The sequence below is a fragment of the Flavobacterium hydrocarbonoxydans genome, assembly GCF_009789235.1.
GTDB classification, from domain to species: domain Bacteria; phylum Bacteroidota; class Bacteroidia; order Flavobacteriales; family Flavobacteriaceae; genus Flavobacterium; species Flavobacterium hydrocarbonoxydans.
Map to the genome: position 1 here is coordinate 433,537 of NZ_WSTB01000001.1, position 23,437 is coordinate 456,973.

The 23,437-nt window shown below is 35.2% G+C and carries 9 protein-coding genes; all 9 read right to left on the minus strand.

The genetic code is table 11. The features are described from left to right. Nucleotides 1–129 precede the first annotated feature (129 nt). Nucleotides 130–672 carry a hypothetical protein gene (locus GON26_RS01985; RefSeq protein WP_160373036.1) on the minus strand — a complete coding sequence of 181 codons (543 nt, stop codon included), beginning with the start codon at nt 670–672 and terminating at the stop codon, nt 130–132. 348 nt (nt 673–1,020) lie between these two features. Beyond that, nucleotides 1,021–2,508 carry a RagB/SusD family nutrient uptake outer membrane protein gene (locus tag GON26_RS01990; RefSeq protein ID WP_230407883.1) on the minus strand — a complete coding sequence of 496 codons (1,488 nt, stop codon included), beginning with the start codon at nt 2,506–2,508 and terminating at the stop codon, nt 1,021–1,023. 10 nt (nt 2,509–2,518) lie between these two features. Beyond that, entirely contained in the window at nt 2,519–5,524 is a 3,006-nt protein-coding gene (locus tag GON26_RS01995) for a SusC/RagA family TonB-linked outer membrane protein (RefSeq protein ID WP_160373037.1), read from the minus strand. Between the two features lie 667 nt (nt 5,525–6,191). Further along, a complete protein-coding gene (locus GON26_RS02000; RefSeq protein ID WP_160373038.1) occupies nt 6,192–10,328 on the minus strand; it encodes a hybrid sensor histidine kinase/response regulator transcription factor in 4,137 nt (1,378 codons plus the stop codon). A gap of 348 nt (nt 10,329–10,676) precedes the next feature. After that, on the minus strand, nt 10,677–12,617 hold the full coding sequence (locus tag GON26_RS02005) for a glycoside hydrolase family 97 protein (RefSeq protein ID WP_160373039.1): 1,941 nt from the start codon (nt 12,615–12,617) through the stop codon (nt 10,677–10,679). A gap of 303 nt (nt 12,618–12,920) precedes the next feature. Then, entirely contained in the window at nt 12,921–15,515 is a 2,595-nt protein-coding gene (gene xyl3A / locus GON26_RS02010; RefSeq protein WP_160373040.1) for a xylan 1,4-beta-xylosidase, read from the minus strand. Then, entirely contained in the window at nt 15,512–17,731 is a 2,220-nt protein-coding gene (locus GON26_RS02015) for a glycoside hydrolase family 127 protein (RefSeq protein ID WP_230407884.1), read from the minus strand. The genes xyl3A and GON26_RS02015 overlap by 4 nt, the downstream gene beginning before the upstream one ends. 397 nt (nt 17,732–18,128) lie before the next feature. Continuing rightward, nucleotides 18,129–20,585, minus strand: coding sequence for a glycoside hydrolase family 95 protein (locus GON26_RS02020; protein ID WP_160373042.1), 2,457 nt, complete (start codon nt 20,583–20,585; stop codon nt 18,129–18,131). A gap of 67 nt (nt 20,586–20,652) precedes the next feature. Continuing rightward, nucleotides 20,653–23,190, minus strand: coding sequence for a glycosyl hydrolase 115 family protein (locus GON26_RS02025; protein ID WP_160373043.1), 2,538 nt, complete (start codon nt 23,188–23,190; stop codon nt 20,653–20,655). Nucleotides 23,191–23,437 lie beyond the last annotated feature (247 nt).

Here is a 23,437-nt window from a genome sequence, read left to right on the forward strand (position 1 = left end):
TCTATGTGTTAAAAATAATTTCAACCAACGTGTTGAGTCCATGTAATCTTAGGTTAACAACATAAGATCAAATACCAGAACAGGATTCTTCAATCAGTTCTATTTAAAATTTTAACATCAAAGGAAAAACTATACCATATCGGGAGGAGGGTAAATTGTGGTAAAATACCCGGAAAGAATGTCTCTTTTTGGACTGTACGGGTATAAAGTAACACGGGAAATTGATTTTGTAGTATTTGTTACCAAATCAATAGTATTACTTGGAATGTAATCCTGAATAAAGGATTTCATCAATTTTTTATTAGAATTTTCTTTGTCTGAATTCGTATCAAACAACTGACTATCCACAATTTTTATTAAATCTTTGCTTAAACCCGCTTTATGAGTTTTTTTCAGGCAATACAATTGCAAAACATTGTTTACAATTCTTTTCTTGAAAACATGATAGGTTTTATGGTCGATAACAAAATCTTCGTTTACCTCTTCGATACCCGAATCCACAACATAAGCATAAGGATCGATCTTAATTTCGATAATTTCAAATTTTGAATCATCGGTTTTTTCCATAGCATTCACCCACATTTGCTCTTGTTGTTCAGCAAACATCATATAAAATCCTAAAACATTGTAAAACAGTGTCAGGGTTAAAAAAAGTGATGCAATTCTTTTCATATCGAATAAAACGTAGGTGTATTACTAAAACCTTATTAAAATATTGAATCAGATTTTGAGATGATATTGCGGTTCTGCAAATACCTTCTCTTTTAAAGCATGCTTATTATATTTAATAGTTGAAAGGTATCCTGTGTACAGGAATTGGTAAAAATTATTTTTTTATAATTAATGTAAAAAAAGTCTTTCAGTTTAAAATTTCAGTAAAGTAAATTAAGATCGTTTTTCGTATAAAAATCAAATTATCACAAAATGTAATATATTGATAAACAGCGCACGTGAATGCGCTGTTTGCCAAATAACGAACTTAAACTAACTCAAACTTAAACTTAACTTTATTTTAATTTCTTAATAACCAGGATTGTTATCGCTTGGTTTTATATTAGGATTAGAAGATGTTTCTCTGTTTGGTATTGGCCATAACTCGCTTTTACCAGCCTGAAAACCAGTTCCTGCCAGTTCAGTACTTGCAAGACCCCATCTTATAATATCATCAAAACGAACTTGTTCTCCTGCTAATTCTACTTTACGCTCGTGAACGATTGCTGTAAAAACCTGATCTTTTGTTAGTGTTAGTGCTAATAAAGGCACATCTGCTCTAAAACGAACCTGGTTAATATAACCAATAGCTGTTGACTGAACACCTCCACCTCTTTGATTCTCACATTCTGCCATCATAAGCAAAACATCAGAATAACGCATTACTTTGAAGTTGATACTTGAATCCAGATTTTCATCGGTACGTTTATAATAGTTTTGGTATTTTTTCCAGCCCCCTCTTCTAATACCCGCAGAAGAAGTAAAATTAGCCGCTACCATTGTATTCTTACCTTCATTATATACTGATCCTGGCACATAAAAAGTTTCTCCAAAACGTTTGTCGCCTGCCTCATATTCATCTAATAAATCATCAGATGGATACACATTAAACCAACCCAGATTACCGTATTCCTGACCTCTTAGCGTTGACTCAGCAACACCGTCTCCAGCGGTATCACTACCCCATTTATCACCTACTCCCAGCGTTTCATCATACTCAATCTCGAAGATAGATTCCGGACCGTGCTCTGTTTCATCCATAAAGTTGTTGTAAAAATTAGTTTCTAAACTAAATCCTGTAACTTTATTAAAAGCAACTAAAGCTTCATCATACTTTTTCTGATACAACAATACTTTTCCTAAATAAGCAAAAGCAGCTTCTCTAGTCGCTCTTCCTTTATCTTCTACCGATTTGCTTAACAGATTTTTAGAAGCAAAATCAAAATCAGCTTCAATCAATTTATACACTTCTTCTTTAGAACTTCTGGCAAGACCTTCAGTAGTTTGCGTGGTATAAATAGGTAAATCACCAAAACGAGGCACTAAAAGAAAATAATAATAGGCTCTTAGAAAATGTGCTTCTCCTAAATATTTATTTTTTTGCTCTTGTGTTAAAATCGAATTGGATAATGCCTGTATTTTCTCTTCATTATCCAATACGAAATTGGCTTTTGAAATTCCTAGAAAACAGGATTCCCAATAGAACTGAACGATATCGCTACTTGCATCGAAAGTAAAATTGCTAAAAGGTACTTTGTTACCCTCTAATTGTGGATTTCCTTTGGCTTCCTGAGACATCAAATCTAATGCGAAGAAAATATGTCTTGCATAAAGTCCTCTTGTCTGCAAATTGGCATAACATGCATTTACCGCAGACTGTACCTGATTTTTTGTTTTAAAGAAAGTTTCCGGAGACAAGGCATTTGGATTTGTTAATTCTAAATCCTTAGTGTCACATGAATTTATTGCCAAAATTCCTGACAATACTACAACTATATATTTTATTTTTTTCATCATCTTTTATATATTAAAATGTAACTTCAAGACCAAAAATTACTGATTTTGGTTGTGGATATCTACCAATATCTATACCTGCTGAATTTGCATTTGCATCTACACGCGCAATTTCAGGATCCAGACCAGAGTAATCGGTAATAGTGATAAGATTTTGACCACTTATATAGAATCTTAAACGTGAAAAATACTTAGCGAATGAGTCTTCTGAAAAAGTATATCCTATAGTAACATTTTTTAATCTTGTATAAGAACCATCTTCGACATAGCGCTCGCTGGCTGCAGACCAGTTTTGACTTGCACCAAGAGCTCTAGGTAATGTAGCAGATGGATTAGTCACCTGTCCATTTACAACAATTGAACGATCCATAACATTTGAACCTGAGTTAAACAAACGCTGCATGGCTTCTAAATCGAATTTATTTGAATTAAATACGTCATTTCCGGACACTCCAGTTATAAAGCAGTTAAAATCAAATTTTTTGTACGCTGCTGTAAGGTTCAAACCATAAGTAAAATCCGGGTATGGATTTCCGATGTTTGTTTTATCATCTGAGTTGATAACTCTATCTCCGTTACGATCCACAAACCTGATATCTCCTGGCTGGAAAGTAGTTTGTCCAGGTGCTAAAACAGCATCAACCTCGGCTTGGTTTTGATAAATTCCATTGGTTTCATAACCCCAAAAGTAAAATAAAGGCTGTCCTACTTCCAGTCTTGAAAAACTCTCTAAACCTGCTCTTCCAGATGGCCCGCCTAATACACTCGTAACGCCTGGTGCTAAACTTACAACTTCGTTTTTGGTTTTACCAAAATTAGCTGTTGCAGACCAGGTAAAATCGCCTTTTCTGTCATTGTAGCCCAGAGTTAATTCGTATCCGTTTACATTTACATCGGCAATATTTTGTATTTGTGTTCCTCCTGGAGAACCCGTAGAAGCTGCTAGCGGTACTGCAAAAAGGATATCACTACTTTTATTATTAAAATATTCTATCGAACCTGTGAATTTTTCGTCAAATAAACCAAAATCCAAACCTATATTTCTATCTTTTTTAGATTCCCACTGCAAATCTGGATTTGGCGCACTTCCTGAAGTAGTTCCTATTCCTGCTTCGCCGTTAAACGGATAAGTATAGTTAGTCGCTAAATTTGAGCTGTAACGATAATCCTCAATTCTGTCATTTCCTGTTGTTCCGATAGAACCTCTAAGTTTTAAGGTACTAAAAATCGAATTTTCCATAAAACTTTCTTTTGCAATATTCCAACCCAAAGCAATTGAGTAGAAATTTCCATAACGTTTATTCGATCCAAATCGGGAAGAACCATCTCTACGTCCTGAAACTGCAAACAGATATTTATCATCATAATCGTAATTAACACGAACTATATAACCTAAATTGTTTGTTTCAAAATTATTTGAACTCAAATTTGCATTCTGAAGACTTAACTGATCGATTTCGTCAGAAATTAAGTTACGGCTCCCTGCAGTTACATTTCGGCTTTTATTCTCGATTTTAGTGATAACCCCTAATACTTCAACATTATGTTTATCAGCAATAGTTGTTTTATAGTTTAAACTATTATCAAAAACAATAGTCTGTCCCTGAGAATTTATTTCAGCCGTTGAGGAATAATCCTGAAAATGAGCTGATCCATCACGGAAGCTAGGTATAAATGTATGATCTCTACTTGTATAATAATCTAAAGAAACCTGTGATCTGAATTTTAAACCTTTATAGATTTCCAGTTCTGCGTAGATGTTTCCTATTATAGATACTCCGTTAACTTCCTGATACCCATGATTAGCCACACGTACAGGGTTTTCGGCATCTTGCCCATCAGCTGCTGAAGGACCTTGATAACCACCTAAATTATTTGCGTTGTACACTGGTAAATAAGGTGCCATTTTGATAGCATGTTCTAATAAAGTTCTACCTCCGGCAGCACGTTCTGGATTTGTACTATTAAAAGAAACTCCTATATTACTTCCTATACTTAGTTTTCCTAAATTTTGTGTATTATTCGCTCTGAAAGAATAACGCTCGAAACCGGTACCAATCACAGCGCCTTCTTGTTTCAAATATCCGGCAGAATAACGGCTTGTAGCATTCTCTGTTCCGTTTGAGAAACTTAAATTATATTCCTGCATAATCCCCGTCTGAAAGATTTCGTCCTGCCAATCGGTTGTTTGATTTCCAAATTCAGCAGCTCTTGCTGTTAAATTGCTTCCTAAATCGCTGGCATACTGCAGATATTGCTGTGTGTTTAAAACATCATATCTTTTAGTAACCGTTTGAGAACCTACATAGGTACTAAACGTTATCTGACCAGGTCCTTTTTTTCCTTTTTTGGTAGTCACCATAATTACCCCATTAAACGCTTTTGCTCCATATAAAGCCGTAGTAGAAGCGTCTTTTAAAACCGACATCGATTCTATATCACTTGGGTTTAATCCTGATAAGTTACCTACTAAAACTCCATCGACTACATATAAAGGAGCACTATTACCCATTGTAGCCAATCCACGAATAGTAACGGTAGGGCTTGTACCCGGTGCACCATTGACAACCGTAACCCCTGCAGCTCTACCCTGTAAAGCAGATTCTGCATTCGTTATAGGCACTGCCGTGATATCTTTTGCGCTTACCGTAGATATGGCTCCTGTTACTTTAGTCCTCTTTTGAGTACCATAGGCAACGACAACCTCATTTAAGGCTTGTGTAGATTCTGCTAATTTAACGCTTATTACTGTCTGGCTTCCTACTGTAATGGTTTGCGAAACCATACCTACAAACGAATAGGTTATTTTGTCTGTAGCATTAATTCCGGTTAATGTATATTTCCCATCAAAATCTGTTGCTGTATTGTTTTTTGACCCTACTACATTAACACTGGCACCAGGCAAAGGGTATCCTGAGGAATCGGTAATCACACCCTGTATGGTCTTGGACTGTGCCATCACATTTTGATTGCTAATTATTAGCAATACGATTATTGCAAATTTTAATTTTAACATCATATTAATTGTTTTTTGTTTTGGTTTAGATAATTAGTGGTTGCAAAATTTTTATTTATTTTATTGATTAAGATTTTAGCCATTTTCTAAGTCTTTTTGAATTTTTAGAAATCGCTATTATCGTTTCTTCTCAATTGTATTTTTCCGAGTTCTATTTGTTGTTTAAAAACATATTTTAGAAAAAGGATTTCAATAAATAAATCTGGTTTTCATTTCATATCATAGTGGTTTTAAAAATGGTTAGTGTTGGTTTTAGTTTATTAAAATTGTTCTATCCAAAAATATGATGTTAACATAATGTTCACATACTAAAATTGATGCAAAAACTATCAAATTTGTAGCATAACAGCTAAAAAATCAGCAAATTCAGTATTTTACGAAGCTTATAAAATCAAATACACAAATAAAATATTAATAATATTGTTATTTAATTTTTTCATAATCCATAAAAGAAAGACAGATTTATGGGTTTTTAATAATTATGAAAAATACAATTGAAGGTAAAAAATCGATATTTAGTCTAATCTGTTTCTCTTTTTTAGCGGTTTTAAAAACAAGGAAAATCCGATTCATAAATTGGAGATGATGAAATAAAAAAGCACTAATTATTTCAGTATAAAAACAAAAAAAAGACGGTATAAAACCGTCTTCTGATACTTCTCTTAAAAAACTATTTTTTGTTATTATGTGTAGGCAGATAACCGTATTTTTCTTTGTAGCATTTTGTAAAATACGAAGGAGAGCTAAAACCCATCTTATAGCTTATCTCGGTTATATTATCATTTCCTAATTCTATCAATTCGTTCGCCTTTTCTAATCGAATATTTCGTATAAACTCATTGACAGATACACCTGTTAATGTTTTTATTTTTCGATATAACTGACTTCGGCTCAAAAACACCTTAGAAGCTAAGACCTCAACACTTAAATCAGTCTCACTTATATTTTCGTGAATGTAATTCAGGGCATTTTTTATAAATTCATTATCCAATGTGGTCGTTTTTTCTTTCGCATTTGCCGTAATTCCGTTATAGAATTTATTAAACATAATTTGCCTGCTATTGATCAATTGTACCAGACTGGATCGCAAAATATCCATATCAAAAGGTTTGCTCAAATACATATCTGCACCAGAATCGATTCCTTCTAATTTATCTTTAATCAATGCTTTTGCTGATAACATCATCAACGGAATATGACTGGTTTTTATATCCGCTTTAATATTTTTGCACAAATCCAGGCCGTTCATGACCGGCATAATTACATCTGTCAAAATCAGATCCGGTAGTTTTTGCAGGGCTAATTCTAAACCAACCTTTCCGTTTTCTGCGACTAAAACTTTATATTCTTTTTTAAGTTCGTTTTTCAAATAATTCCGAAGTTCTACATTGTCTTCCACAATCAAAATAGTGTAAATTCGGTCGTGTTTTTCTTCCTCTTCTCCTTCTGTCTCTGCTTTTTCGACAATGGGTGTAAAACTTATTTTTTTATCCTTTTTAAATTCTTCAAACGAAATTTCATTTTCATTAAAAAATTCTTTTCCCATAGGAAATAATAATTTAAAAGTCGTACCAACTCCCAGTTCGCTCTCTACCTCGATTATTCCTTTGTGCATTTCTACAAAACCACGAACAACTTCCAGTCCTATTCCTGTACTTCCGTAATAGGCTTTGTTTAAATTATTTACCTGATAAAAACGGTCAAAAATTCGTTTAATATCTTTTTTTTCTAAACCAGCGCCGGTGTCTTCAATAATAATCTCAAAATACGGATTTGTATGGGTTTCACTTATCAGAGGAAAATGTTTCAAGTTATCATTAAACGCTATTTTTATATTTATTTTACCATTATCCGGAGTGACTTTAAAAGCATTTGAAATTACATTGAAAATAATTTTTTCAAACATTTTAGGATCTATCCAGTCTTTTAATAAAGTTTTGTTAGACTCAAACTGCAGCTGAATTCCTCGGCTTAAAGCTTCTTCATCAAAATAACTTACCATTTCTTTTGTAAACCCAACTACATCAAGCAGTTGTAGCTTCAAAGTCATTTTATTAAACTGAAGCTGATTAAAATCCATTAACTCATTGATTAATCTCGAAAGTCTGTCCGAACTTTTTTGTATCGTCTGCAGTTTACTCAATACACCATTGGGCAACTCCTGACTATTGTTTTTCATGATATCTCCTAATGGATTTAAAATTAAAGTAAGCGGAGTTCTGAACTCATGCGAGATGTTAGTAAAAAATTGTAGCTTTTTATTATTTAATTTTTCGATCTGAATGGCTTTTTCCTTTTCAAATTGTATCATTTGTTTTTGCTTAAAACGATTTTGATAATACTCGTTTGCAAAATAACCCGCTGCTAACAGTAACAGTGTATAAAACAGATACGCAAAAGATGTTTTCCACCAGGGCGGTAAAATTTCGATTTTTAATTCTAATGGATTTTGGCTCCAGACTCCGTTTTTTTCAGAGGTTTTTAACTTGAAAACATAGTTGCCCGGTGCTAAATTGGTATAAGTAGCCGAGCGTTTATTGCCTACATAATTCCACGAATCCTCGAAACCTTCCAGATAATAAGCAAATTCATTTCGGGCAGGAAAAGAATAATTAATCGCAATAAAATCGATTGTAAATACCGACTGATCGTGTCTGAGGATTATTTTTTTGGTTTGAGAAATTACTTTTACAAGTGGCGATTTTTTTTCGAGTGGCCCTACTGATTTATTAAAAAGCTTTAAATCGGTCAGGTAAACCGGAAGCTGTTTTTTACTTTTAACAATATTAGCCGGATTGAAGTAATTTAAACCTTCGTAACCACCAAAATAAAGCATTCCGTTTTCATCTTTTAAAACCGAATTATTGTTGAAATCATTTCCAAGCAAACCGTCATAAGTAGAGTAATTAAGAGTTGTGTTGTTTTTTAAATCAAGCTTTGTAATTCCTTTTTTTCCACTCAGCCAGATATTTCCATTATTCGATTCTACAATTGCTGAAATTGATTTTTCATTAAGTCCGTTAAAGTTGATGTACCATTTTAGTTTATCATTCTTTTTGTTGTAGCTGAACAAACCTGCACCATCGGTACCAATCCAAATCTCCTTGTTTTTGGCTTCATACAAGGTGTTAATCGTATGTGTACTCTTATGATTTTTGTATTTCTCAGACATTTTATCCCTAAAAGGAGTTACGGAGAACGAAATAAAATCTTTTGTCGTGACTTTGTACAAACCCGTTGTTGAGCCTACCCAAACCACATCATCAGAGTCCACCATTACTTTTCTGATGTCCGAATTCACTATTCCGTTAGTATAAAATGGTTTAGAATTACAATGATGAAACTTACCATCTGAGGGCGTATAATAATGTAAACCTTTAGAAAAAGTTGCTATCCACATTACCCCTCTGGAATCTTCACTAACACTCATAATATTATCTGAGACTAGGTTAGGCGTATTTTTTGTACTGTAGTTAATGAAATTTCGGCTTCCTTTCTTTAAAATAAAAATGCCCTCATTCCAGCTCGACAACCATACATTCTGCTTTTTATCAATATAAACATTGGTAATATTATCATTGGTTAATCCAGAATAATAAGTAGGATCTGATTTGGTAATATGTTTAAAGGTTTTAGTCCGGGGATTATAAATATCAACTCCTCCGCCTTCCATAGAAAGCCATAGCTGCCCCTCTTTATCTTTAGCAATACCGGTAACACAATTGGTTTGTAAGGATTGCGGATTTCCTGCCAGACTTTCGATAATATTTACCTTGCTGTTTATTTTATCAAAAATGCCTAAACCCTTGTTATAATAGCCTAACCAGATTCTTTTTTCTTTATCTAAAAACAAAGACCAAACCGAATTCGAACTCAAACTACGGCTATTAAACTTGCTGTTAACATATTTTTTCTGAACAACACCCTGATCGTTTACGATGATTAGTCCATCATTTTCTGTGGCACAAAGAATTGTTTTAGAATCTGTTGCCAGTATAGACATGATTCTTTTTTTTGTAATAGGATACGAAAGCGCTTTTTTTACTTTTGAATATAATTCTACCTTAACCAATCCTTTAAATCCATTGCCAATCCAGAGGTTTTGACTGCTATCAAAATACATCGAAATGATAGTTCCGGAAAGTAATGAGTTATCATTGCCAATGTTTACTTTTTTAACCTCGTTTTTTAGTGGATCAACTACTTTTAAACCAGAGTTTGTCCCCAGATAAATTGTTCCTTTTTTATCTTTTACTAAACAATTAATCAGATAATTTGTGGCATCTGGAACATCGAGTTTAAGTCGGGTAATTTCGTGAGTCTCAGTATTTAGTTTCAGCAAACCATTATTAAAAGTTCCTAAATAAAGATTTCCGCTAGTATCCTCAATAATACTTTTTACAGAAATTACGTTTTCATCTTTCTTTATTTTTTTTTGAAGATTGATGTTTTCAAAAGAGTTTAAATTTCGGTTATACAGACACAATCCTTCATCAGTGCCTACCCACAACCGGTTGCGAGTATCGACGTAAGTTGCATAAATAAGATTGCTATTAATAGAATTTGTAACCTTCGAATTTTGCTCATAGGCTACATAATTTACTCCATCATATTTATATAAGCCAGCACCATTAGTTCCTAGCCAGATAATACCAAACTGATCCTGTGTAATGGTATAAATACCACTTTTAGAATTCTCTTTATCGACTATCCGAAACTGATAGTTTTCAAATGTATTTTGAGAAAACAGGCTATTTACTATAAGAAATAAAACACCTATAAATCTTAAACAATTTTTTGTACACATTATAAAAATGATTAGCTGATTAAATATACATTATTAGATTGAAAATCAAATAATTATTTTGACCTAATATTTGATTTTTTTTTAAGGTGAAAGACTAAATCATACTTTTTATCATGACTGTCCGCTAAGCAGACTAATTAAAAAACAGAACACAGATGACACGGAATGCACCGATACTAACGGATTTTCCTTAGCTCTTTGTAAATCACGAACTGCTTTAATCCGTAAAAATCAGTTTCATCTGTGCCATTCTCAAAAGTTTGGTATAAGAAACGGATAGTTATATTTCACTTTTTTGTTGATTATCTCTTCAAAAAACTTTCCGGATTTTATCCCTTAATTTTGTTCTTAATTCAGTAATACTACTGCTCCATTGCAAGGAATTTTTATTTCGAATTCCTGATTCTTTTTAAGTTTTACTGCTTTTATATTTCCGTTTAACTGGTCATTATCAAAATAATATTTTAATTCAGAGCCAGCAGCAATCATAGGCAATTTAATTTTAATATTTAAAGTTTCTTTTTGAGCATTTACTCCGGCTATATACCACTTGGTTCCTTTTCGGCGGGCAAGGACAGCATATTTTCCTGGATATCCATCCAAAAACCTAACTTCATCCCAGGTGGTAGGCACTTCTTTCATAAAATTTATGGCCCAGTCAGGAGCATCGGTCAAATTGTTTGGTGCCAATGCAAAATGCTGTACACCACTCTGAAAAAGTACCGCAGTTGCTAAGGCAAACACATCCGAAGTCATTCGTTTCGAACCTTTGTTGGGAATATTTTCGCTATTGTAAAACGTATTCAAGGCGCTTCCGCCAAAATCCATACTTCCTACTGTGTTTCGGATAAAAGTGTGAGTGGCTGCATTAGCCGCTTCATTATCACAACTTCCCTGACCAAAATGAAGATTTTCACTAGCTAAAACCGCCTCACTTGCTGCAAAATTTGGATACATACGCTCCCAGCCTCTAGGTAAGGTACAACCGTGAAAAATAACCATTATCCCAAAATCATTAGCGTCTGTGAGGATGTCTTCGTATAATTTGATGGTTACTTGTTTGTCGCCACCAAAAAAATCAACTTTTATTCCCTTTACACCAATACTTTTCATCCAGGCCATTTCCTGACGACGTTTTGTCGCATTATCCATCATACCACGCGGTCCCTGTGGCGCATCATTCCAATAGCCATTCGAATTGTACCATAGATAAAGACCAACGCCTTTTTGCGCACCATAAGCAGCCAATTCGCCAATTTTATCTTTTCCGATTTGTGTATCCCAAAGGGCATCAATTAAAATAGTTTCATATCCCATTGAAGCACTAAAATCGATGTACTGCTTTTGCACCGGAAAAGTCGTGTTGCTATCCATTTTCATAATCCAGCTCCAGGAACCTTTAGTGTATTTGTAGGTTTGGGAAGCTTCATATTTTGGTTTAACCAAATCAAAAGGAATCGTAGTTTCTACAATGGGAGCCAGTGTTTCACCTATTGTAATCGTACGCCACGGAGTTTCACCTACAAGAGGTACGCCTGGCGCTGTAGTTCCGTTTCCGTTATTTTCTCCTTCCATTGGAAATCCTATCGTATATAATCCTTTATCCTTCCCGATTAGCCTGCTGCCGCAATAATTACTATCTACACCAGTCTCAGATATTAAAACCCATCCGATAGAATTTACTTTAAAAAGACAAGGAAATGTATAACCTTCGCCTATACCATTTTGGCCCATGGGCGCATCGTATAAATAAGAAGTTTCATAACTAGGTGCTGTTCTGGCATATCCCGTCATGGGTTTACTCTGCGGACAAAGAAAAGTAGTGGTGCCATCAGGCAGCAGAAAACCAGATGCTTCTTCCTGTACCACACAGGCGCGTGCCTCTTTTTGTGGGTGTATTTTATATTTAAAAGCTACATTATTATTGCTCACCCTGAATACTATATCAATAGCTGGTTTATTTTCTTTAGTAAAAGAAAACACCGCTTGATTGGCTGTATAATGCACATTACTTTCCTTAATATTAAACAGTTGATAATTGTCTTCGATTTTATTCTGATGGATTTCAGGATTCAAAATTAATCCTGAAGCAAAATCACCCACATTCGTTTTTAGACCCAATGGCGAATTTTCAAGAAACGTTTTTTCGTTATAGGAAATACTATAAAAAGGCATTCCGTTAGCAACCGAAAGAACCACTTTAAGTTTTCCGTCGGGACTTTTTACCGATTGTGCATTTAATTTAAAAAAACTAAACAGACATAAACATAAAAGATATTTAAAATTCATAACAAGCTGTGTATTATTATTTTTTAATGGTATTGAGTTGGTAATTTTCTGTAATTATTTTAAAATTTAAAAATCATAATTATTTCAAATAACCCATTGGGTGAAATTATTTTTAACACATAGAAACATAGCTTATTGAACTCAAAAAAGACGTTTCACTTGCATTAAAACACATAACTATGTGTGAAGAAACGAGTTTCTTTTTGATTTCCTTTTTTCAAAAACATAAGATCTATGTTTTCTATGTGTTTCATTTAATTTTTATTCATTACACCAAACGGGTTAAAACAGATTAATCCTGGTTTATCGAACAATTACTTTTATCATTTGCAAATCCTTTGCATCTGAACTACTACCGTAATACACTTCATATTCGCCTGAAGTTACCTTTAGACTTTTAGTGTTAGAATCATAAAATGCAAAGGAAGAGGCAGGTAAATCGATGGTTATATTTTGCTTTTGACCTGCTTTTACGTCGATTCGTTTAAAGGCTTTTAATGTTTTTAAAGGACCATCGGTATCGTTTACTTTTCGGACATACACCTGAACAATTTCTGTTCCGTCGCGTTTGCTGCTGTTTTTTATCGAAAAATTTAATTGAGTCGCTTCATTCGCTTCTATATTCGTTTTACTAAGATTTGCTGAGCCAATACTAAATTTAGAATAGTTTAAACCAAAACCAAAAGGAAACAAAACATCTGTAGTGTATCTGTACGTGCGCCCTTTCATCGAATAGTCCTCAAAATCTCCTAATTTATCCGAGTTTTTATAAAATGAAATAGGCAGTTTACCCGCTGGATTATAATCTCCAAAAAGAACATCAGCAACTGCCTGTCCTCCGGATTCACCCGGATACCACGCCTGTAAAATAGCATCGCAGCTTGCCGTCTCTGGTGTTAAGGCAATGGCAGAGCCTGAGCAGTTTACAAAAATTACTTTTTTGCCTGCTGCTTTTAGCTCCTGCAAACATTTTCTCTGAACGGCTGGAAGCTCAATATTAGTACGGTCTCCCCCTTTAAAACCCGGATAAGAAACCGGCATTTCTTCACCTTCAAGCAAAGTAGAAAGTCCTCCTGCAAAAATTACCGTATCAATGCCTTTTAATTTTTGAATTAAAGCTCCAAAATCGATATCGAATTCTTTTCCAAAATCAAATTCAAGATTGGCCTGCCAGTCGTTTGACTGGGCAAAAAGAATTTCGATTTTGTATTTTTTACCTGCTTCTACTACAAATGGAATATTTCCGGGTACGGTTCGCCAGTTGGTATATTTTGCAACCGATTTACCATCCACTATCAATTCGAAAACTCCGGTTGCTCCTGTTTTAAAAACAAGGGTGTCATTTGCTTTAGCTGAAAATTCTGTTTCATATTTTGCCGAAAAACCTTCTAATTTTACACCTGAAGCAAATTCATGCTGTCCGGCAGTAGTCATTTTTATAGGATTGATAATTTGCTGCGATACGACACTTTTTCCTTCTCTGTTCGGGTTATTCCAATACGTCGCTTTCATTCCTTTTTTTCCTTCAAAAGAAATTTGGTCAAAATAACTTTGATTCACTTTATCCTCGACTAAATCGCAGGCTTTATCATAAACAATTGTGTTTTCGGCCACTTTTGATTCTATTCCGCTTTTGATGGTAATGGTTTTTACAGGTGTCCCATTGTAATTTCCCCACAACATAGGTTCATTGTCAGCATTGGGACCAATAATGGCAATTTTATTTGTGTTTTTATTCAAGGGCAGCAAGTTGTTTTTATTTTGCAAAAGTGTCATAGACTTTTGAGCCATTTCAAGTGCCAACTGCTGATGTTCTTTGCTATTCAACACCGATGCCGGAATTTGAGCCCAGGGCACGATGGCATCATCATCCATTTCACCTAAATCAAAACGGCCTATTAAAACACGAAGCAGACTTTTATCAATATCGTCTTCTTTTATTAAATCTTTTTCAACCGCTTCAGGTAATTTTTTATACGGATATTTATCCCAAACACATTCAACATCAGTTCCGGCCAGCACGGCTTTTGATGCAGCGTGTGTTGCATCCGAAGAAACTTTATGAGTCGTATAAAAATCAGTAACGGCACCACAATCTGAAACGACCATATATTGATACCCCCATTCATCACGAAGAATACGCTGTAACAATCTGGTATTGCTGCAACAAGGTTCATCGTCCAGACGCTGATAGGCACACATCACCTGACGCACATCGGCATCCTGTACCAGGGCTTTGAAAGCAGGTAAATAGGTTTCGTATAATTCGCGTGGATCCACATTATTCAGATTCAATTCGTGTCGGCTCCATTCTGGTCCGGAATGAACAGCAAAATGTTTCGCACAGGCTAAAAGCTTGCGGTATTTAGCATCTGCCGGTCCCTGCAATCCTTTGACCACTGAAACTCCCATTCGTGAAGTGAGGTACGGATCTTCTCCGTAGGTTTCCTGACCGCGACCCCAGCGTGGATCTCTAAAGATATTTACGTTAGGTGTCCAGACAGACAGACTTAAAAAACGCTTGTTCTCATTGCCATTCTGAATCCACTGATTGTATTTGGCACGGGCTTCATCAGACACAGCATCAAAAACACGATAAAGCAACTGATCGTCAAATGAGGCTGCCATACCTATGGGTTCCGGAAAAACAGTAACATTATCATTATTTGCATAACCGTGCAGGGCTTCGCTCCACCAATTGAATTTTTTTATTCCCAATCTGGGAATTGCATCGCTTTGATCACACATTAAGGCTGCTTTTTCTTCAAGCGTTAATCTCGAAATTAAATCTTTAGCCCGTTCAGTTGAACTCAGTGACGGATTCTTAAAAGGGTATTCCTGTGCCTGTAAACTAAAAAAAGACAGTAAACTTATAATATATAGATAATTGATTTTCATGATTTTAAAATTCTTAATTGATTAATTTTTGGCGAATTTTGATTCTCTTTTGCTATTATTTTGATATTTATGATTTCCATCTTCTCAATATTTAACCTGATGATTTTATTTTCAGAAGAGATGATCTGAGCCGGTTTATCGTTTACAAAAATTGTAATTGCATCCATTTTAAGTTCATCAATACAGCTTATATCCAAAAATTTTCCGGACTTTTCTTTATTTAATAATTGATACGAAATATAAGAACGGGTACTTCTCCAGTACTTTCCATCGTCGTAGCCTGAATCACTTTTTTCACCTTTATAACGATGATCTACTTCTGACTGCTGTTCTCCGCAATTAATTTTATCAATGGTTTTAGATTCCAAAGCCATTGCCTCAATTTCCTGTTGTTTTAGTAAGTCAAGTTTTTGCTTGTACTGTTCTTGGGTGTAATTCTGAAAATACATTTGATACCGGCTATCATGTATTTCAAAAAAGGGCTGTAGTTCTAACGAATCTAAACGAAAATGCAGGTTGCCCAATTCCCTGAGTTTTGCCAGATAATCTGCTTTTTCTCCTATCATGGCATAAGCCTGATCCAGAGGATAATATTTTCCTGCCGCAACATGTCCCATTCGGCTGTCATCTGCAAATAATCCCTCTAAATCCTGGTTTGATGTTTTGGCAGCCAATACAATAGGTCCGTTGACAAAAGCACTCCAATTTGAGCCGTCTGGCAAACTTTCTAAATGTGTCGAAGTCTTGAACTTAACCGTAATACGATCTCCAGATTTCCATTTTCTGTTAAGAACCACGTAAGTTGCTGGTTCAGCTTTTATTTGTTGAATTTTTCCATTTACAAAAACTTCAAAATTTTCAGCCCATTTAGGAAATCGGATATGCAATGAAAATGTTTTGCTTTTCTTTAATTCTAAAACAAGATTGGTAGTGTTTTCAAAAGGGAATTTAGTAGTTTGTTCGATCTGAATCTCTTTTTCTGTCCAATGCAATACTGAAGGAATAAAAAGATTTACAAAAAGATCATTATCTGAATGACTGTAAATTAGTTCGCCATATTTAGAATGGTTTTCGAGTCCAGAACCTACACAGCACCACATACTTGTTTCGGGCTGCGAATAGACCCGATAATGATTGGGTCTGATAGGCGTAAAATAAACAAAACCTCCTTTTTCCGGATGCTGGCTTGACAGAATATGATTGTAAAGCGTTCGTTCATAAAAATCGAGATAACTCAAATCGTTTTTGTCCAGAAACAAAGCCTTGCTTAAACGTTCCATGTTATACGAATTGCAGGTTTCCGGGCCCTGGTTTGACTTGGTCATACTGCTAAAATCATCTATCGGATTAAAATGTTCCCCAACACTGTTCCCTCCAAAAGCAACGCTGCGTTTTTGGGTAACATTTCCCCAGAAAAACTCTACCGCATCCGACCATTTTTTGTTACCAGATAGTATTGCAATTTTCTCAAAACCAATAACTTTTGGTATTTGGGTATTGGCATGAAGTCCTGTTAATTTATCCTCTTTTTTCAATAGCGGATTCAGAATTGCCAGGTGCGATAATTTTTCTGCTGTCTGAAGATATTTTTTGTCTTTGGTGATACTGTACAAATCGGCAAAAGATTCGTTTATACCTCCATGTTCCGTTTTTAAGATGTTTTGAATTTGCTCGTCAGAAAGTGGGCGTATCAGTTCAATAAACCAGTCTCCGAGTTTTATTAAAATATCTTTTGCTTTTTGATTATCTGCATACTGATACGCATCATTTAACCCTGCAAAAAGTTTATGGATATTGTATAAGGGCACCCAGGTATTGTTTAATCCAAAAGTGCTTCCGTCGATATCACCCTTATGAAGCCGTTCCCAAAAAACCTTTCCTTGCGGAATTCCTCCCACATACCCATTACCATTTTTTTCCTGACAAACCGCTAATTCCGAAATCATATAGTCCAATCGGTTTTTCATCTCTGCATTTCCGGTTGAAGCATACATCATCGCTAAGGCCGAAAGATAATGCCCTGCAATATGTCCGTCAAGTCCCATGCTTTCCCAATTGCCGTATCGTTCTGCTTTTACAGGTATTCCGGAAGCTATAAGGTAAGGAGCTAAAAGTCTGTCGGGATTGAGTGCCAAAATATACGTAAGATCTACATCCTGGGCATTCTTAAACGGTCCCTTTGTTAGCCTAACCTCATTCAAGTCAAATGTTTTCATTTGGGCTTTCGCAGGATGACACAGGAACAGTGTACAAAAACAAAATATAAAGCTGAATTTCATTCTATTTTTTTTAATATTTAATATTTAATTTTAAAATATTTTTCTAATTTTTTAACAACATATCATCCCTATTTATTTCTCTTTTTAAGTACAAAATGAATCAAGTACAATCGGTTGTTTTAAAAAGTGTTAAAATAACACTTTTTAAAACAAAAAAAGTAATTCCTTAATAAAAAAGCTATATTTTTATCATTAGTATTTTTAAATCGTCTGTTTTTAATAAATTACGTTAAAAAAATAAAAGAAATGATTTAAATATTGCATTTTAACTCAACTTCAGCAAACAGAATTTGACTGATTTGCTTGTAAATTTTAAATCAACTATTTTTTGATTTTAATTGGCTGTGATTGTTATTACCTGCCCTGTTTTTGTTGGAACCTCATAAAGTGTCGTTGGAATCAAATCAGGTACTTTTATGGATGATAAACTTGAAATTATAGGTTGAGAAACCTCCTCGGTTTCAAAAAATGGATTTGAATTTTTTCCAACTGCCCTTTCTAATTGAATTGTACTCTTTAACTTGGTATTACTGTCCATTCTCAATCTTAAATTACCTCCTAATTGAGATTTAATAACTAGCTTTTTTAGTTTTGAATTTACCCAAACCAAATTAACAATTTCAAAACCTCCACGAGTTTTTAAACCAGAAACCCGTCCTGAAGTCCAGTGATCAGGAAGAGCCGGAAAAATATGTATTGCTCCATCAGAACTCTGCACCAACATTTCTGTAATTCCTGAGGTACACCCAAAATTACCATCTATTTGAAATGGCGGATGAGCATCAAAAAGATTGTTATACGTGCCTCCTCCTTCATTTACTCCCACAGGTGTCAATTGATCTTTGATTAATTTATAAGCGTGGTTTCCATCCTGCATTTTGGCCCACCAGTTTACTTTCCAGCCCATGCTCCATCCTGTAGATACATCTCCTCTCTGAAGCAGCGTATTTTTTGCGGCAGCGAAAAGTTCCGGAGTTCTGTATGGCGAAATCTGATTCGAAGGATACAAACCGTATAAATGCGAAATATGACGGTGATTATCTTTTGGATCATCAACATCATCAAGCCATTCCTGAAGCTGATTGTATTTTCCTATCTGCATAGGAGGCAGCTTTTTTCTCAAAGTTTTCAAACTGTCTGCATATTCTGTATCTTTTTCTAAGATTTCTGATGCTTTTATGACAGAGCTAAAAACATCAAATACAATTTGATTATCCATAGTTGAACCAGCTGTCATTGCCGAACCCTGATGTGCTGCAGGGGAATTTTCAGGAGAATTACCCGGAGCCACAACCAGCCATCCATTTGCAGGGTCTTTAACTAAAAAATCAGCATAAAAATCAGCCGATCCCTTAAGAACTTCATAAACAGATTCCAGATATTGTTTATTGCCCGTATAGAGATAATGCTCCCATAAATGCTGGCTCAGCCAACCACCTCCGGCGTTCCAGACTCCCCAGGTGGCACCGTCAACAGCGCCGTTAATTCTCCATATATCGGTGTTATGATGTGCCATCCAGCCACGTGCTCCGTACATTACTTTTGCAGTCTCTTTTCCTGTTTCAGCGAGTTCGCCAATCATTTTTAAGAGCGGCTCGTGCATTTCAGATAAATTTGTTTTTTCAGCTGGCCAATAATTCATTTCTGTATTAATGTTGATCGTGTATTTACTATCCCATGCCGGCTTCATACTCTGATTCCAAATTCCCTGAAGATTTGCGGGCTGTCCGCCAGGCTGCGAAGAGGAAATCAATAAATATCTCCCAAACTGATAGTACAAAGCCACAAAAGAAGGATCTGAAACATTTCTGAAATTTGCCAGTCTTTCATCTGTGGGTAATTTTGAAGCGGCTGTTTTTCCTAAGTCAAGTGAAACTCTATTAAAAAACTTTTGATAATAGGCTATATGATCTTTCTTCATTTTATTATAGCTTTTATCCGATGCCTTATCTAAAAAAGATTTTGCGATTTCATTTTCATCACCACTAATATCTTGGTAATTAATAAAATTAGAAGCGATTGAAACATAGATTACCACAGTATCTGCTCCTTCAATTTTTACCGAATTGCCTGCAGCATTTACACGGCCTCCTTTGACTTTAAATCGGGCAAGCGCATTAAATTTCACCTTTCCTTCAACTCCTTCATGATCGCTTGTGGTGCCGGAGAGCGATATTTCATTATTACCGGTAACCGATAGTGTTTGTTTTTTATGCTGTGAAGTAAAAGCAGCCGTAAACGATAATTTTCCGGGTTTATTAGCCGAAAGTTGTATGACTAAAACCCGGTCAGGAAAAGACATAAAGGCTTCCCTAGTATAGGTAACACCGGCTTTTTTATAAACTGTTTTGGTTACCGCTTTTTCTATATCCAGTTCGCGATAATAATCTGTATAGCCTTGTTGATTGGAGAAATCCAGTTCTAAATTTCCCACGGGCTGAAACATTTGTCCGTGGGATTTTTTGGTAATTATATTTTCATTTATGAGTTTTTCGGCTTTGGTATATTCTCCCTGAAAAAGAAGTTTTCTAATGTCATCCAAAGCTTGTTTGGCATTTGGATTATCATTTCTGTTAGGACTGCCACTCCAGACCGTTGCTTCGTTTAACTGAAAAATTTCCTTCTCGATATTGCCATATACCATTGCACCCTGAAAACCATTTCCTATTGGTAAAGCATTTTCCCAAACCTTTCCGGAAGGGGTTTTATACCAAAGCTTTAAGTCATCTGTCTGTTGGGCAGATAATGTAAATCCAAAGAAAAACAATATGGTAATAAAATATATTTTCATGATTTTCGTGCCTTATCAAATAATTGGAAATCCTTTTTATAAAATTGCTGTCTTAACTACGATTTTTTTAAAGTTTGTCCTGCGGGATTGTTGCACTCTCAGGCGGTCCCAGATAAGATGGCTTCAGTCCTCCGGTATTTATCAAAATCTTCTGCAACACAATTCCGGGATCTAAAACACGGAAACGTAAAACATGTTTTCCTTTTTTTGTAATCGTATGTTTCGTATTCGAATGAATTAAGTGTTCTGCCTGCCATTTTCCTAATTCTCCGCGATAATGCCCGTTAAAGTTGATGAGCTGTGGTTTTTCTCCATCAAATGAAACTTCATAACGCAGCCCTTTATTGCTGTTGAAGTTAAGTGTAGGCGCTAAAAGCAGTTCTACATTAAATTCTCCGGTTGAAACAAAATCAATTTCATATTCTACAAAAACATTTTCTTGATTACCCGGATATTTATTTTGCGGAAAAGTGGTAATGCCGCTTTTTGTTTTTCCAAAATCAGGAATCACTTCCCAATGAATTTTGTCTGAATTATTTGCTTTCGAAAAATGTTCTGCTTCGATCGCAACATAGCCATCCTTTTCTGCAAATACATTCGACACAATCTGATCTTTTTCTGATACATAACTAATTTCGGGCAGCACATTTTTTGGTCCGTCGTGCCAGGCCTTGTATCCTATTCTCATCTGATCCATGATGTGAGTCCATTTGCCTCCTGAAATTTCATTATTGTACTTATGCTGAAGAACTGAATCCCTTGCAAAAGTGCTTTTTACCTGATCCGCAAAAGTATTGGCCAAAGTGTTTTTTTCTGATGCCAGTTTTCTGTTATTGGCCTGTGCAAAATACATTTCATAAAGATTACTACAGGCGTCTATAGGATATAAAACCAGTTGAAAATAAGCATCTTTATACTCCGCAGGAATATCATTGTAAATTCTATAAGCATCCAGTGCCAGATTCTTATAGTCCGTAACTACCGTTTGGAATTCATTATAATTTTCAAGGCTGTAAGTTTTGCTATCCAGCATTTCCGGAGTGACTCTTCGATTGTATTTCGGATAAGTATTTAATAATCGGGCAATTTCTTTGGAATGTTTTGTTCCAAATTGATCCTGAGCCCATTTCTCGGTAAACGCAAAAAGATTCTGAGAGTTGAATTTCTTAGGATTCCATGCCATTTCTAAAAAGAAACTGATAGGGAATTCCATCGGTTTAAGATCTCCTACATTGACCACCCAAATTTTATCGACCCCGTGTTCATAACTAAGATTCATCTGTTCCCAGACTCTTTGTATCGGACTTATATTAATCCATTTCGAATTTCTTGGCCCTCCCACATAATCAAAGTGATAATACATTCCGTAACCGCCTTTATGCAAAGGCTTTGTAAGATCTGGAAGTTTGCGTACATTTCCCCAATTATCATCACAAAACAATAAAATAACATCATCCGGAACCCGCATTCCCTGATCATAATAGTCCTGTACTTCTTTATATAAAGCCCATACCTGCGGTGTTTTATCGGCTTTTTTTTGGGTTACCTGTGCCAAAATTTTGCGCTGTTCTTTTACAATATTTTCCAGCAAGCTTATGTTGGTACCTTCACTCATGGCCTCATCTCCATCACCGCGCATGCCTACGGTTACTACTTTTTCCCAATTTTTACTGCGTTCGATTCCGCTTTTCCAGAAATCATCTAAAACCGTTTTATTTTTAGAATAGTCCCAAACATTAGGAAGATTATTTTTTTTAATGTACCGATGCCAGTCAGTCTGTGCCAAAGCCATTGGTTCATGGTGCGAAGTCCCAATAACAATTCCCATTTCGTTAGCCAGTGGTCCGCTTGCCGGATCATCATCATAAAAAGCATTTCCCCACATCGCAGGCCATATATAATTGGCTTTCAGCCTAAGTAATAATTCAAAAACCTTTTCGTAAAACTTACTGTTAAATCCTCCAAATGTTGCTTTAGACCAACCACTTAAAGCCGGAGCTTCATCGTTGATAAAAATCCCTCTGTATTTTACGGCTGGTTCTCCATCGCTGTATGTTCCTTTTATAAAATAAATATTTTCTTTTTGCGCTACAGGCACATCAGCCCAGTAATACCAGGGAGAAACCCCAATTTGCGCTGATAGTTCGTAAATTCCGTACATCGTTCCGCGTTTGTCACTGCCTGCAATTACAATAGCTTCTTCTACTCCTTTGAATGGATTTTTGATATTTTGAATAACGAATTTTTCATTCTTGCCTTTCAGTAATTTTCCGTCGATTTTATTTGCTTTAATTAAATCATCAATTACAGAATTGGTTCCGATTGTTCCAATGATAATCAGCGGCGAAGAAGAGTTGGGTTGCTGATTAAAAACAGCAGGTTTTTCTCCCGTTACTTTTTCAAAATCAGCTTGTAAATTAGCAATCGCACGTAGAATTCCTGTATCTGTTCCGTTACTAACAAAAAAAGAAAGTGGTGTAGATTTCTCTTTCAATACCATAACATCTCCTGCTTTATTAGTCGTTATAAAAGGCTGTGCTGCTTTTGATATAGGAGCATTAAAAATGAGGAGCAATAGGCTGATAAATGTTGAAAATCTTTTCATTATATTTTTTTTAATTGAATAATTTACAAGTTGTAAAGTCTTATTCTATTTAAACCGTTTTGGGTGTAATTAATAAAAATTTAATTAAACACATAGAAAACATAGATTTTATGATTTTGAAAAAAAGGAAATCAAAAAGAAACTCGTTTCTTCACACATAGCTATGTGTTTTAATGCAAGTGAAACGCCTTTTTAAACAGTACAAAATCTATGTTTCTATGTGTTAAAAATAATTTCACCCAATGGG

What these genes read in the sequence shown, in the direction of transcription:
- GON26_RS01985 (WP_160373036.1), bottom strand. Translation starts at nt 672, where the DNA reads ATGAAAAGAATTGCATCACTTTTTTTAACCCTGACACTGTTTTACAAT.
- GON26_RS01990 (WP_230407883.1), bottom strand. Translation starts at nt 2,508, where the DNA reads ATGATGAAAAAAATAAAATATATAGTTGTAGTATTGTCAGGAATTTTG.
- GON26_RS01995 (WP_160373037.1), bottom strand. Translation starts at nt 5,524, where the DNA reads ATGATGTTAAAATTAAAATTTGCAATAATCGTATTGCTAATAATTAGC.
- GON26_RS02000 (WP_160373038.1), bottom strand. Translation starts at nt 10,328, where the DNA reads ATGTGTACAAAAAATTGTTTAAGATTTATAGGTGTTTTATTTCTTATA.
- GON26_RS02005 (WP_160373039.1), bottom strand. Translation starts at nt 12,617, where the DNA reads ATGAATTTTAAATATCTTTTATGTTTATGTCTGTTTAGTTTTTTTAAA.
- xyl3A (WP_160373040.1), bottom strand. Translation starts at nt 15,515, where the DNA reads ATGAAAATCAATTATCTATATATTATAAGTTTACTGTCTTTTTTTAGT.
- GON26_RS02015 (WP_230407884.1), bottom strand. Translation starts at nt 17,731, where the DNA reads ATGAAAACATTTGACTTGAATGAGGTTAGGCTAACAAAGGGACCGTTT.
- GON26_RS02020 (WP_160373042.1), bottom strand. Translation starts at nt 20,585, where the DNA reads ATGAAAATATATTTTATTACCATATTGTTTTTCTTTGGATTTACATTA.
- GON26_RS02025 (WP_160373043.1), bottom strand. Translation starts at nt 23,190, where the DNA reads ATGAAAAGATTTTCAACATTTATCAGCCTATTGCTCCTCATTTTTAAT.